Source organism: Micromonospora sp. I033, assembly GCF_053890995.1.
The window spans coordinates 1-12,645 of record NZ_JBSSLX010000036.1 but is presented as its reverse complement, the minus strand read 5'-3'; the positions used below and the strand labels follow the sequence as shown (position 1 = coordinate 12,645).

Genomic DNA, 12,645 nt, shown 5'->3' with positions numbered 1-12,645 from the left:
CATCGCAAGTTACTCGCGGGTTAACGTTGGTTTCATGCCGATTGAGTCGCCCCGCGACGCCGTCATCGTCGCCACCGCCCGGTCCCCCATCGGCCGCGCGTTCAAGGGTTCCCTGCGGGAGGTCCGCCCGGACGACCTCGCCGCCACGATCGTCCAGGCCGCCCTCGACAAGGTCCCGGCGCTCGATCCCACCACCATCGACGACCTCTACCTGGGCTGCGGCCTGCCCGGCGGCGAGCAGGGCTTCAACATGGCCCGGGTGGTCGCCACCCTGCTGGGCCTGGACGGCCTGCCCGGCGCCACGCTGACCCGATACTGCGCCTCCTCGCTGCAGACCACCCGGATGGCGATGCACGCGATCCGGGCGGGCGAGGGCGACGTCTTCATCTCCGCCGGCGTCGAGACCGTCTCCCGGTACGCGCGCGGCAACTCGGACACCCTGCCGCCGGAGGCGCAGGCGCTGGTCGGCGGCGGGTGGGAGAACCCGCGCTTCGCCGAGGCGCGCCAGCGCTCCGCGGCCCGGGCCCAGGGCGGCGCCGAGGTGTGGACCGACCCGCGCGAGGCGGGCCAGCTCCCCGACATCTACCTGACCATGGGCCAGACGGCGGAGAACCTGGCCCAGGTCCACGACGTCACCCGCGAGGACATGGACGCGTTCGGCGTCCGCAGCCAGAACCTGGCCGAGAAGGCGATCGCGGACGGCTTCTGGGCCCGCGAGATCACCCCGGTGACCACGCCGGACGGCACCGTGGTGAGCACCGACGACGGCCCGCGCCCCGGGGTGACCCTGGAGGCCGTGACCGGCCTGAAGCCGGTCTTCCGCCCGGACGGCCGGATCACCGCCGGCAACTGCTGCCCGCTCAACGACGGCGCGGCCGCCGTCGTGGTCATGAGCGCCCAGCGGGCGCGGGAGCTGGGGCTGACCCCGCTGGCCCGGATCGTCTCCACCGGCGTCACCGCGCTCTCGCCGGAGATCATGGGCCTGGGCCCGGTCGAGGCGTCCCGGCAGGCGCTGAAGCGGGCCGGCATGACCATCGACGACGTCGACCTGGTCGAGATCAACGAGGCGTTCGCCGCCCAGGTGATCCCGTCGTACCGGCAGCTCGGCATCCCCGAGGAGAAGCTGAACGTGATGGGCGGCGCGATCGCCGTCGGCCACCCGTTCGGCATGAGCGGCGCCCGGATCACCGGCACCCTGCTCAACGCACTGGAGTGGCACGACAAGACCATCGGTCTGGAGACCATGTGCGTCGGCGGTGGCCAGGGCATGGCCATGGTGCTCGAACGCCTGAACTGAGGCCGATTCGCCGGAGCAGGAGCCGGGTACGGGAGGCGCCATGGCGACCGTCGTGGAACGCGAGCGCAAGTACTCCGGCGACGCGGGATTCCGGCTGCCCGACCTGACGGGGTGCGGTGGCGTCGCGACGACGTCCGACGCCACCGCCCTCGACCTGGACGCGGTCTACTGGGACACCGCGGACCTCCGGCTGGCCCGCAGCGGCTACGCGCTGCGGCGGCGCACCGGCGGGCACGACGCGGGCTGGCACCTCAAGGTGGGCGCGGTCGGCGGCGCGCGCACCGAGCACCAGTTCCCGGCCGGGCCGGAGGACGCCGACCCGCCGGCCGAGCTGGTCGCGCTGTTCCGGGGCGCGTCGCGGGGCCGGCCGGTCGCACCGGCCGCCCGGATCGTCACCCGCCGCCGCGAACGCCGCCTGCTCGACGGGGCGGGCCGTCCCCTGGCCGAGGTGGCCGAGGACGACGTGCACGCCGAGGACCTGGTCAGCGGCGAGCGGCAGGCGTGGCACGAGATCGAGGTCGAGCTGGTCGACGGCGACGAGGCGCTGCTCGACGCGGTGCACGACCGGCTCCGCGCAGCGGGCGCCCGGACGGTGCCGGTCTCGAAGTCGCACCGGGCCCTGGGCGGCCGGCTCGCCGCCGTCCGGCCGGCGGCCGCCGACCCGGCGGCCGCGCCCGTGGTCGACTACCTCACCGCCCAGCGCGACACGCTTATCGGCCACCACGCCGGCGCGCTCGGCGGCGACGAGGACGCGGTGCACGACATGCGGGTGGCCGTCCGGCGGCTCCGCTCCACGCTGCGGACCTTCCGCGGCCTGTGGGACCGCGCGGAGAGCGAGGCGGTGCGGGTGGAGCTGCGCTGGCTGGGCGGCCGGCTCGGGCCGGTCCGGGACGTCCAGGTGATGGCCGCCCGGCTGGCCGACGCCGTGCACGCCGAACCCGACGAGCTGGTGCTCGGCCCGGTCCCGGCCCGGTTCGCCGAGCGGTTCGCCGCCGACCTGGCCACCGCCCTCGACGGGCTGCAGGCTGCACTCGGCTCGGACCGCTACACCGATCTGCTGCGCCGGCTGGACGCGCTGGTGGAGGGGCCGACCGCGCGCGCCGTACGGCCCCGCTGGGTGACCCGGCGGGTGCGGCGCGCGGTGGCCCGGTTCGACGACCGGCTCGACCGGGCGCTGGCCGGCGGGGACGACACCGCGCTGCACGAGGCGCGCAAGGCGGGCAAGCGGGCCCGGTACGCCGTGGAGGTGCGCCGGCCCGCCGGGAAGCTGGTCGACCGGTTCAAGGACCTCCAGGACGCGCTCGGGGCGCACCAGGACTCGGTGGTGACCCGGGAGGTGCTCCGCGAGCAGGCGCTGCGGGCGTACGCCGACGGCGAGAACACCTTCACCTACGGCCTGCTGCACGCCCGGCAGGCCGCGGTGGCCGACCGGGCCGGGCCGGCGCTGGTCAGGGCGCGGGACCGGGCCCGCCGCCGGAAGGTGCGGCGCTGGCTCAAGGGCTGACCGCCGGCTACAGCGCGGAACGGGTCCGGGCCACCGCGACGGCAGCCCCGGCCAGCACGGGCTCCGGCGCGCCGGCCGCCAGCAGGTCGGCGGTGACCACCCGGAGCTGGTCGGGCAGGGCCAGGTCGCTGGGGAGGCGGGGCACCTCGCGGCGCGGCTCCCCCTCGGCGTCGGCCGCCAGGTTGGCGATCTCCTGGACCAACTTGTGCACCAGGTCGGCGCGGGACACGTTGCCGCCCTCGGCCGCCGCCGACCAGCGCGGCTGCTCCCAGTGCCCGACCTGTCGGACCAGCAGTGTCACCGCCCGGTCCAGTTCCGCTGCGCTCATCGCGGCCGAGTTTACGACGGCTCCAGGTCGCGGCTCGGCGCAAGACCGGCCTTCATTCGGACCGGAGCGCCGCCCAGCGGCGCGGAGGCCGAATTATGGCCGCCAGCGGGGCTGGAGTTGTCGTACGGTCAGCGGCGCACGTAGCTGAGCAGGCGGAGGATCTGCCAGTACAGGAAGATCAATCCGACCAGCAGGCCGAACGCGCAGAACCAGGCGTACCGGCGGGGCAGGCCGCCGCGGGCGGACCGCTCGACCAGGTCGAAGTCGAGGACGAAGCTGAGCGCCCCGGCGATGATCGCCACCACCGAGAAGACGTACGGCAGCCAGCCGACCCGCGCCGTGAGGCTGTAGACCTCGACCCCCTGCCGCCCGGTGAGCAGGTAGGTGACCAGGTTGACCAGGCCGATGGCCACGATGCCGACGAGCGTGCCGAGGACCAGCCGGGCCAGCCGCGGGGTGGCCCGGATCAGCCGGGCCCGGTAGAGCAGCGCCATGCCGAGGAAGACCCCGAAGGTGCCGACCACCGCCTGCGCCACGATGCCCGGGTAGACCAGCTCGAAGGCCCGGCTCGCCACCCCGAGCAGCAGCCCCTGGAGCACCGCGTACCCGGCGATCAGCGGCGGGTTGGTGATCTGCTTGAGCGAGATGACCAGCACCAGCGCCAGGCTAGCCAGGGCGCTGCCGGCCAGCGCCGCCGAGATCCACGCCGCCTGCGGCACGACCACCCAGGCCACCGCCGCGGTGACGCCGGTGAGCAGCAGCAGCCCGACCGTCCGGCTGACCACGTCGGCCACCGTCATCGTGTCGGCGGCCCCCACGCCCAGCACCTGGCGCTCGGTCCGGCCGACATCGTCCAGCCGGTCCAGCACCGGGTTGGCACTGCGCACCGCGACCTCCTCGCGCCGACGTACCCCGGCTCTCACTCTGCCCCGGGCGGGCCGTTGGCGACGGGCAAACGACGACGCCCGCCGCCGCGGGCGCGGCAGGCGGGCGTCGCAGGTGGGGCGGGGTCGGTCAGTCGTCGCCCTGGAAGTAGCTGAGCAGCCGGAGGATCTCCAGGTAGAGCCAGACCAGGCCGACCACGATGCCGAAAGCGGCCGTCCAGGAGTAGCGCTGCGGGAGCCCCATCCGGACGCCCTCCTCGATCTCCGCGAAGTTGAGCACGAAGCTCAGCGAAGCGACCACGATGCAGACCAGGCTGAACCCGATGGCCAGCGGGCTGCCGTCGCGGAGGTGGGTGTTGACGCCGAAGAGCGCGAGCACCAGGTTGATCAGCATGACGCCGAACAGACCCGCGATGATCGCCACCATGATCCGGGCGAACTTCGGGGTGGCCCGGATGATCCGCGCCTTGTAGATCATCGCCATCAGGAAGAAGACGCCGAAGGTGGCCACCACGGCCTGGAGCACGATGCCGTCGTAGAGCGTGTCGAACGTCTTGCTGACCATGCCGACGAAGACGCCCTCGACGATCGAGTACGCCACCACGAGCGCCGGGTTGGCCATCCGGGAGAACGAGATGACCAGGCCGAGGACCAGGCCGACCACCGCGGCGCCGATCCAGGCGACGCCGGTCAGGGCGTCCGGCACGAGCACCCAGGCCGCGGCGGCCGAGGCGCCGAGGATGCCGAGCATCAGCACCGTCTTGACGACCACGTCGTCGAGGGTCATCGGGGTCACGGTGGGCGGGGCCGCCGGGTAGCCGTGGCCGGTCGGGTACGGCTGCTGCTGCGGGTACTGCGGGTACTGCTGGGGATATCCGGGCTGACCGTACGGCCCGGGCTGGGCGTACCCGGCCGCCCGCTCCCGCTCAGCCGCCTGGCCGAGCCGGGCGAGCACCGGGTTCGAGGTCTTCACTTCTCAGGCCTCCCTCAGGGGGTCGATGCACGTGAACGTGCCTCTCCAGGGTAAACGGGAGGGCAACGCCGTGCGCGGCGCGAAGCTGTGGGAAAGCTGAGAGTGTGGTGCCCGGGGCGGGGGTCGAACCCGCACGCCTTGCGGCAGCCGCTTTTAAGGCGGCCGTGTCTGCCGTTCCACCACCCGGGCGGGTGACACCGGCGTGGCGACACGCGGCGGTGCAGGTCTCACGGTAGCGGCTGCGTCGCGGCCCGGCGTACCCCGCGGGGCCCGGCCGATATGGTCGAGGCCGTGACCAGCGCCGCCCGCACGGCCCCCGGGCCCGACCCCGAGCAGGCCCTCCGCCTCGACCCGGCGGTCCGCCCGGGCCGGGCGGCCCGGCTGCTGGCCGCCGGCCGCCGGCACCGGGCGGGCCTGCTGGCCGGCCTGCTCTTCGCCGTGCTCGCCGGGTGGCTCACCCACGGGCTGTGGCCGGCGCCCGGGCAGCGGGTGCTCGCCCTCAACCCCGCGGACCAGACCCTCTACGAGTGGTTCCTGGCCGTCGACTCGCGCGCCCTCCTCGGCGACTTCGGCCTGCTCACCGACCGGCTGAACGCCCCGGACGGGGTCAACCTGATGACCAACACCACGGTCATCGCGCTCGGCGTGCTGCTCGCCCCGGTCACCCTCCTCCTCGGGGCGCCCGTCACCTTCGCCCTGCTGGCCGCGGCCAACCTGGCCGGCACGGCGCTGGCCTGGTACCTGCTCCTCACCCGGACGCTGCGGGCCCGCCGGCTCGCCTCCGGGCTCGGCGCGGCGCTGTGCGGCTTCGGCCCGGGCATGGTCTCGCAGAGCAACGCCCACCTGCACATGACCGCCCAGTGGCTGGTCCCGGTGATCGTCTGGCTGGTGGTCCGGCTGCTCCGGGCCGCCGACCCGGCCGGCCGCCCGGACGGCCCGGACCGCCGCCGGCTCGCCAGCTCGGCGCTCGGGCTGGCCGCGGCCGTCACCGTGCAGGTCTTCGTCGGCGAGGAGGTGCTCTTCCTCACCGCGCTCACCCTGCTGGTCATGGCCGTCGCGTACGGGCTGGTCGACCGCGCGCTGCTGCGTCGGGCGCTGCCCGGCTTCGCCGGCGGGCTGATGTGCGCGGCCGGGCTGGCCCTGTTCGTGCTGGCGTACCCGCTGTGGCTCCAGTTCGCCGGGCCGCAGGGCGTGTCGGACGGGATGTTCAGCCCGCACTACTTCTCCGCCGACCTGACCGGCTGGACCCGGCTCTCCGCGCTGTCCGTGCTGGGCGGTGACGACGCGGCCCGGCTGACCACCGGCCCGGCCGAGTTCAACACCTTCCTGGGCTGGCCGCTGCTGCTGGTGGCCGGCGGCTGCGCGTTCTGGCTCGGCCGGCGCGCCCTGGTGGTCGCCTGCGTGGCGGGGGCGCTGGTCATGGCGGCGCTGTCACTCGGCCCCGAGGTGGTGATCGGCGGGGAGCGGACCGGGGTGCCCGGCCCGTACGCCCTGCTGGCCGGGCTGCCGGTGGTGGACGGGGCGCTGCCGACACGGTTCGGCCTGGCGGTGCTGCCGCTGGTCGGCACGGTGCTCACCCTGGCCGTGCACCGGGCGCTGGGCGAGCGGGGGCGGGCCCGCCGGCTGGTCCCCCTCGCGGTCGGCGCGGCCCTGCTCAGCGTCTTTCCCGCGCCGCTGCCCACCACCGACCGGCCGCCGCTGCCCGAGTTCGTCACCGGCGGGCACTGGCGGGAGTGCGTACGCCCCGGCGGGGTGCTGGTGCCGGTGCCCACGGCCACCCCGAAGGACCCCTGGCCGATGCGCTGGGGCACCGCAGCCGACGCCGCCTTCGGCATGCCGGAGGGCTTCTTCATCGGCCCGTACGGGCGCGACGGCTCGGCCACCATGGGCACCTGGCAGCGGCCGACCTCCGCGCTGCTGGCGAACGTGGCCAGGCGGGGGGTGGCGCCGGCGGTCGGCGAGCGGCAGCGCCGGCAGGCCGCCCGGGACGTCGAGTTCTGGGGCGCCTCCTGCGTGGCGCTGACCGACGACGCGCCGCACGCGGAGATCCTCCGCCGCACCCTGGAACAGCTGTTCGGGCCGGGCACCCGGATCGCCGACGCCTGGACCTGGCGGTTCTGACCGCGGACACGGCGAAGGGCCCCTCCCGTGCGGGAAGGGCCCTTTCCGGTTGTCTCAGACGCGCGCGCCGACCGGCGGCGCGGACGCCTCGGCGAACTCCTCGCGCGGGTCGTGCAGCTGGCCCAGGGCGACCACCTCGCGCTTGAGGAAGAACGCCAGGGACCAGTCGACCACGACCCGGACCTTGCGGTTGAACGACGGGATCCGCGACATGTGGTAGGTCCGGTGCATGAACCAGGCCGGCCAGCCGGTCATCTTCACGCCGTAGACCTGCGCCACGCCCTTGTGCAGGCCGAGGCTGGCCACGCTGCCCGCGTGCTTGTGCTTGTAGTCGACCGGCTCGCGCCCGCGGATCACGTTCGCGATGTTGTCGGCCATCCGGGCGGCCTGCCGGACCGCGTGCTGCGCGCTGGGCGAGCAGAAGTTGCCCGGCTCCTTGGTCAGGTCCGGCACCGCGGCGCAGTCGCCGGCGCTCCACGCGCCCTCGACCACCCGGTCGCCGTCCACGATCTGGAGGGTGGGCAGGCAGGTGACCCGGCGCCGCTCGTCGCGCGGGAAGTCGGTGGCGTCCAGCATCGGCGACGGCTTGACGCCGGCCGTCCACACGATCGTGTCGGACGGGAAGCTGGCCCCGTCGGAGAGCCGGGCGACCCCGTCGACGCAGGACTCCAGGCGGGTGTCCAGTCTGATGTCCATGTTCCGCTTGAGCAGCTGCTGCACCGTGTAGGCGCCCATGTCCCGGTCGACCTCGGGCAGCACCCGCTGGGTGGCCTCGACCAGCACCCAGCGCATGTCCTCCGGCTTCAGCTCGGGGTAGTAGCGCAGGGCGTCCCGGGCCATGTCCTCCATCTCGGCGAGCGCCTCGATGCCGGCGTAACCGCCACCGACGAAGACGAAGGTCAGCGCGCGGCTGCGGACCTCGGGGTCGGTGGTGGCGGCCGCCACGTCGAGCCGGTCCAGCACGTGGTTGCGCAGGAAGATGGCCTCACCGATGGTCTTGAACCCGATGCCGTGTTCGTGCAGCCCCGGGATCGGCAGGGTGCGGGAGACCGATCCGGGAGCGACCACCACGTGGTCGTACTGGATCTCCCGGGTGGGGCCGCTGATCGGCTGCACCACGGCGGTCTTGCGGTCGTGGTCGATCCGGGTGACCGTGCCGGCCACGACCTTGCACTTGCGCAACTCCCGCCGCAGCGGCACCACAGCGTGCCGCGGGGAGATGTTGCCCGCCGAAGCCTCCGGGAGGAACGGCTGGTAGGTCATGTGCGGCTGCGGGTCGACGACGATGACCTCGGCCTCACGGGAGCTCAGCTTCTTGGACAGGCGCAGAGCGGCGTACAGGCCCACGTGCCCGGCACCCACGACAAGGATCCGCTTCGGATTCACGTCATCTATCTTTCCCCGGGCGGCTCGGCTAATCCCGATCGAGACCCCGTTCTGTGACGGAGCACAACCCCTGTGACCTGCGCAACTTTGCGCGATGTCCCGCTATCTGCGACGCAGGAGCCACGCCAGGAGGCCGCTGAGCCCCACCGCGACCAGCAGCCCGGCCACCGTCGCCGCCTGGAAGCCCCGGTCCCCGCCGGCCCCGCCGAGCCAGGCCAGCACGATGCCGAGCACCGCGCTGGCCAGCACCACCCCGCCGGCCCGGGCCAGCCAGCGCAGCACCAGGTCGGGGTCGACCACCGCGTCGTAGGGCAGCAGCGCGGCGAGCGCGCAGAGGGTGTGCGCCAGGTAGAGCAGGGTGGCCACGGCGAGCAGCCGCCACAGCGCCGGCGGCCGGTCGAAGCCGAGGGTGGCGAGCAGCCAGCCGCCGACGGTCACCAGCGCGGCGAAGGTCGGCCAGACCCGGCGCGGACCGACCGCCGGCAGCGCCGCCACCACGGTGAGGGCCAGCAGCGACCGCGGGGTGAGGGCCTGTCCGGGGTACGCGACCAGGAAGCCGACCAGCACGCTGAAGAAGATCCCGGCCCGCACCAGCAGCGGCGTCGGGCTGACCCGCCCCACCGCGTACCGGAGGGCGCGCACCCGCTCGTTGAGCCCCTCGACCAGGTCGTTCATCTGCGCCACTCTTCGTTCGCGACTGCGGGACTCCGCTCCGCTGCGTTCCTCGCGCTCACCGCATACCAGCCTTGGGTGCGGTGGCCAGACGGGCCACGTCGCGCAGCACCTGGTCGAGGCTGCCGGCGCCGGCCCAGCGCACCACCGGCACGCCGTGCTCGCGGAGCTGGCCGATCATCGTGTCCCGGTCCAGCCGCCACAGCCGGTACGCCACCTCGGCCCAGCCCCGGTCCCTGGGCACCGGCAGCTCGGCCGGCAGGGTGTCCACCGCCACCACGAACCGCCCGCCCCGGGCCATCCGGGCCAGCATCTGCGCCGACCGCTCGTCCAGCAGCGGGGTGAGCACCACCACCAGCGCGTCGGAGGAGAGCAGTTGCGGCCCGAAGACCTGGTCGTACGGCTCGTGCGGGGAGGACTCGGCCTTGACGTCGAGCAGCCACTCCAGCACGGTCAGGTACTGCCGGCGGCCGGTGGCCGGGCGCAGCCGGCGGGCGGCCGGGCCGTACTCCAGCAGCGCCACCCGGTCACCCCGGTGCAGATAGTGCTCGGCGATCGCGGCGGCCGCCCGGACGGTGGTGTCCAGCACCGACGCCGCCCCACGTACGCCGCCGGAGCGGCCCGCCTCGGCCAGCACGTCGAGCAGCACCACCACCTCGGCGTCCCGGTCCGAGAGGGTGGCCGCCACGTGCAGCTGGCGGGCCCGCAGCGAGACCCGCCAGTCGATCCGGCGCAGCCGGTCACCGGGCGCGAAGACGCGGACGCCGGCCAGCTCGCCGCCCTCCCCCGGCCGGCGGGAGTGGTGCGCGCCGACCAGCCCGGCGGCCCGGGGCATCGCCTCCACCGCCTCGAACGGCTCGGTCATCGGGTAGACCCGCGTCCGGACCGCGTCGGTGACCACGGCCCGCGACACCAGCAGCCCGTCCGCGGCGGCCACCCGTGCGCCGGCCGGGCCGATCGGGTGCCGCCCCCAGCGCAGCGCCGTCCCGGTCAGCTCCAGGTCGACGGCGGAGCCGGACGGCACCGAGGTCACGAAGGGCCGGTCGGCGCCGCCGGAGCGGCTCACGTCCACCCCGGACCCGCCGAAGCCGACCTTGTCCACCCGCAGCCAGCGCGACATCCGGGTCCGCACCACCGCCACGTCGTAGGAGACGGTGTCCGGGTTGGCCACGGCCACCGTGGTGGCCATCGGCGCGCCCTCGACCAGGTGGGCGTCCCCGACCTCGATCTCCAGCTCGGGCAGCGCGGTGGGCCGGCGGCGCAGCGCGTACGCGGTGCCCAACGCGAACGGGGTGGCCAGCACGACGAGGTCGATCCGGCCGAGCAGCACCGCCGCGACCAGTAGCAGGCCGGTGAGCAGCACGGCCCGGCCGAGCGCCCAGGTGGGCGCCCAGCCGCTCGCCGGTTCCGGACGGTCCGTCATCAGCGCCCGGCGGGTCCGGCCGCGTAGCTGGGCAGCGCGCCGCTGGCCGGAGCCGGCGTGGACTCCAGCACCTCACCGACCACGAAGGACGGATCGACCCGGCGCAGCCACATCTCCGGCCGCAGGGTGATCCGGTGCGCCAGCGCGGGCACCGCCACCGCCTTGACGTCCTCCGGCACCACGTAGTCCCGGTTGGCCAGCACCGCGCGGACCCGCGACAGCAGCAGCAGCGCCAGCGAGCCGCGGGGCGAGGCGCCGACCAGCGCGGACGGGTGCTCCCGGGTGGCCGCGGTCAGCGCCACGATGTACCGGCCGATCGAGTCCTCGACGACCACGTCCTCCAGCGCGGCCTGCATGGCACGCAGCGTGCCGGCGTCCACCACCGGCTTGATCTCGGCCTCCTCGCGGCGGCGGGCGATGCGCCGTTGCAGCACCTCCCACTCCTCGTCGTGGTTCGGGTAGCCGAACGAGACCCGGAGCAGGAACCGGTCGAGCTGCGCCTCGGGCAGCGGGTACGTGCCCTCGTACTCGATCGGGTTGGCGGTGGCGAGCACGTGGAACGGCTCGTCCAGCCGGTAGGTGACGCCCTCGACCGAGACCTGCTTCTCCTGCATCGCCTCCAGCAGCGCCGACTGCGTCTTCGGCGGGGTCCGGTTGATCTCGTCGGCGAGCAGCAGGTTGGTGAAGACCGGGCCGGCCCGGAACGAGAAGTCGCCGCTGCGCTGGTCGTAGAGGAACGAGCCGGTGACGTCGGCCGGGAGCAGGTCGGGGGTGAACTGGAGGCGGCGGAAGTCGAGCCCGAGGGCCTGCGCGAACGACCGCGCGGTGAGCGTCTTGCCCAGGCCGGGCAGGTCCTCCAGCAGCACGTGGCCGCCGGCCAGGATGCCGGCCAGGACCAGCTCCAACGCCTCCCGCTTGCCGACCACGACGGTGCCGACCGCGTCCAGCACCGCCCGGGCCAGCCGGCCGACCTCGGCGGGGGGCATGCTCCGGTCCACGTCGTTCATCACAACTTCTCCAGTTCGGCGACGATCGCCGCGAGGTCGCGCGGCGTCGGGGGGCGGCGGGCGGGGGTGCCGAGGAACGTCCACAGCGACTCGCCCAGCAGGGCGCGGGCGCGGACCGGGTCGGACTCGCGGGTGACGCCGTGCTTCTGGCGCAGCCGCTCGTCGGCCAGGTCGCCGAGGCGGGGCAGCACCCGGTCGGTGAACCGCTCCCGGTTGTCGGAGCACCAGTCGAGCGGGCGCTCCCACCCGTTGATCGCGGCGCGCAGCGCGTCCCGGGCGGCCCAGTTCCAGGTGCCGGGCTCCTCGCCGGCCGGGGCGCGGACGCCGGCCCGGGACGGCGGCGGAGGCGACAGCGCGGCGGTCACCCGGCGGACGGCCAGCACGGCGAGCACGCCCGCCACGATGATCCAGAGCGAGACCTGGAGGCCGACCGCGCGCAGCCCGACGACGACCACCACCACGATCGCGGCGGTGACCGCGAGGGTCCGCAGCACCCAGCGGGCCCGCCCGCCACCGGGCCGCCGGGACTCCTCGGCGGGGTCCTCGGCGGACGAGAGCAGGTCGTCGATGCTCGTGCTCACGGCGTCATCTCCCCGCCGGTGGCCACCATTGTCAGCTCGCCGCGCAGCCGGCGCAGGGCGGCCCGGGCCTGGTCGCGCATCCGCTCGTCGACGGTGTGGGTGGCGTAGCGGGCCTCGCGGTAGACGTGTGCGAAGCCGTCCAGCACGTCGGCGCTGGCGATCGCCGGGACGCCGGCCGCCGGGTCGCCGCGCAGCAGCCGGCTCACCAGGTCGGTGGGGGTGTCCCCGGCGCGCCGCGGCACGCCGGCCTCCTCGGCGGCCTCCTCCAGCCGGACCCAGCAGGCGATCACCGCGGTGCGCGGGTCGGTGGAGCGGTCGTCCAGCTCCTCCAGGCCGGCGTCCAGCGCGGCCACCACCTCACGGGCGGTGCCCTCGGCGGTACGCCGGGCGCGCTGGGTGGGCACCGCGCGGGTGGTCCGGCGCAGTGCCCCGCCGACCACGGTCCAGAGGACGTACCCGACGGCGGCCA

The 12,645-nt window shown here is 74.8% G+C and carries 12 protein-coding genes and 1 tRNA gene; 3 read left to right on the top strand and 10 right to left on the bottom strand.

Features of this window, described 5'->3' with window-relative positions:
* Positions 1 to 34: 34 nt before the first annotated feature.
* Together ACW0Q9_RS09165 and ACW0Q9_RS09160 are read left to right on the top strand one after the other, a co-directional pair.
* Positions 35 to 1,297 (top strand): acetyl-CoA C-acetyltransferase, encoded by a 1,263-nt coding sequence (locus ACW0Q9_RS09165; protein ID WP_456179645.1) that lies wholly within the window; start codon positions 35 to 37, stop codon positions 1,295 to 1,297.
* 40 nt (positions 1,298 to 1,337) lie between these two features.
* Positions 1,338 to 2,801, top strand: coding sequence for a CYTH and CHAD domain-containing protein (locus tag ACW0Q9_RS09160; protein ID WP_456179644.1), 1,464 nt, complete (start codon positions 1,338 to 1,340; stop codon positions 2,799 to 2,801).
* 7 nt (positions 2,802 to 2,808) lie between these two features.
* On the opposite strand, the gene ACW0Q9_RS09155 is transcribed toward ACW0Q9_RS09160, so the two are convergent.
* The 4 genes from ACW0Q9_RS09155 to ACW0Q9_RS09140 form a co-directional block, all read right to left on the bottom strand.
* Positions 2,809 to 3,129, bottom strand: coding sequence for a hypothetical protein (locus ACW0Q9_RS09155; RefSeq protein WP_456179643.1), 321 nt, complete (start codon positions 3,127 to 3,129; stop codon positions 2,809 to 2,811).
* A 128-nt stretch (positions 3,130 to 3,257) separates the two neighbouring features.
* The gene (locus tag ACW0Q9_RS09150; protein ID WP_456179642.1) at positions 3,258 to 4,016 is read right to left on the bottom strand and encodes a Bax inhibitor-1/YccA family protein; all 759 of its coding nucleotides are present in this window, start codon (positions 4,014 to 4,016) and stop codon (positions 3,258 to 3,260) included.
* 127 nt (positions 4,017 to 4,143) lie between these two features.
* The gene (locus ACW0Q9_RS09145; RefSeq protein ID WP_456179641.1) at positions 4,144 to 4,986 is read right to left on the bottom strand and encodes a Bax inhibitor-1/YccA family protein; all 843 of its coding nucleotides are present in this window, start codon (positions 4,984 to 4,986) and stop codon (positions 4,144 to 4,146) included.
* A 105-nt stretch (positions 4,987 to 5,091) separates the two neighbouring features.
* Positions 5,092 to 5,175 (bottom strand) — tRNA-Leu (locus ACW0Q9_RS09140).
* A 90-nt stretch (positions 5,176 to 5,265) separates the two neighbouring features.
* On the opposite strand from ACW0Q9_RS09140, the gene ACW0Q9_RS09135 reads away from it, so the two are divergent.
* Positions 5,266 to 7,107 carry a hypothetical protein gene (locus ACW0Q9_RS09135; protein ID WP_456179640.1) on the top strand — a complete coding sequence of 614 codons (1,842 nt, stop codon included), beginning with the start codon at positions 5,266 to 5,268 and terminating at the stop codon, positions 7,105 to 7,107.
* A 54-nt stretch (positions 7,108 to 7,161) separates the two neighbouring features.
* Here ACW0Q9_RS09135 and ACW0Q9_RS09130 read toward each other — a convergent pair whose 3' ends face one another.
* The 6 genes from ACW0Q9_RS09130 to ACW0Q9_RS09105 all read right to left on the bottom strand — a co-directional run.
* Positions 7,162 to 8,493: an NAD(P)/FAD-dependent oxidoreductase gene (locus ACW0Q9_RS09130; protein WP_456179639.1), complete on the bottom strand. Its 1,332-nt coding sequence runs from the start codon at positions 8,491 to 8,493 to the stop codon at positions 7,162 to 7,164.
* A gap of 102 nt (positions 8,494 to 8,595) precedes the next feature.
* Positions 8,596 to 9,168 carry a hypothetical protein gene (locus tag ACW0Q9_RS09125; RefSeq protein ID WP_456179638.1) on the bottom strand — a complete coding sequence of 191 codons (573 nt, stop codon included), beginning with the start codon at positions 9,166 to 9,168 and terminating at the stop codon, positions 8,596 to 8,598.
* Between the two features lie 55 nt (positions 9,169 to 9,223).
* Positions 9,224 to 10,588: a DUF58 domain-containing protein gene (locus ACW0Q9_RS09120; RefSeq protein ID WP_456179637.1), complete on the bottom strand. Its 1,365-nt coding sequence runs from the start codon at positions 10,586 to 10,588 to the stop codon at positions 9,224 to 9,226.
* On the bottom strand, positions 10,588 to 11,595 hold the full coding sequence (locus ACW0Q9_RS09115) for an AAA family ATPase (RefSeq protein WP_456179636.1): 1,008 nt from the start codon (positions 11,593 to 11,595) through the stop codon (positions 10,588 to 10,590). The genes ACW0Q9_RS09120 and ACW0Q9_RS09115 overlap by 1 nt, the downstream gene beginning before the upstream one ends.
* Entirely contained in the window at positions 11,595 to 12,176 is a 582-nt protein-coding gene (locus ACW0Q9_RS09110) for a hypothetical protein (protein ID WP_456179635.1), read from the bottom strand. Before ACW0Q9_RS09110 ends, ACW0Q9_RS09115 begins: the two co-directional genes overlap by 1 nt.
* Positions 12,173 to 12,645 (bottom strand): DUF4129 domain-containing protein (locus ACW0Q9_RS09105; protein WP_456179634.1); only part of this gene is annotated, 473 nt, incomplete at its 5' end. The genes ACW0Q9_RS09105 and ACW0Q9_RS09110, both read right to left, overlap by 4 nt.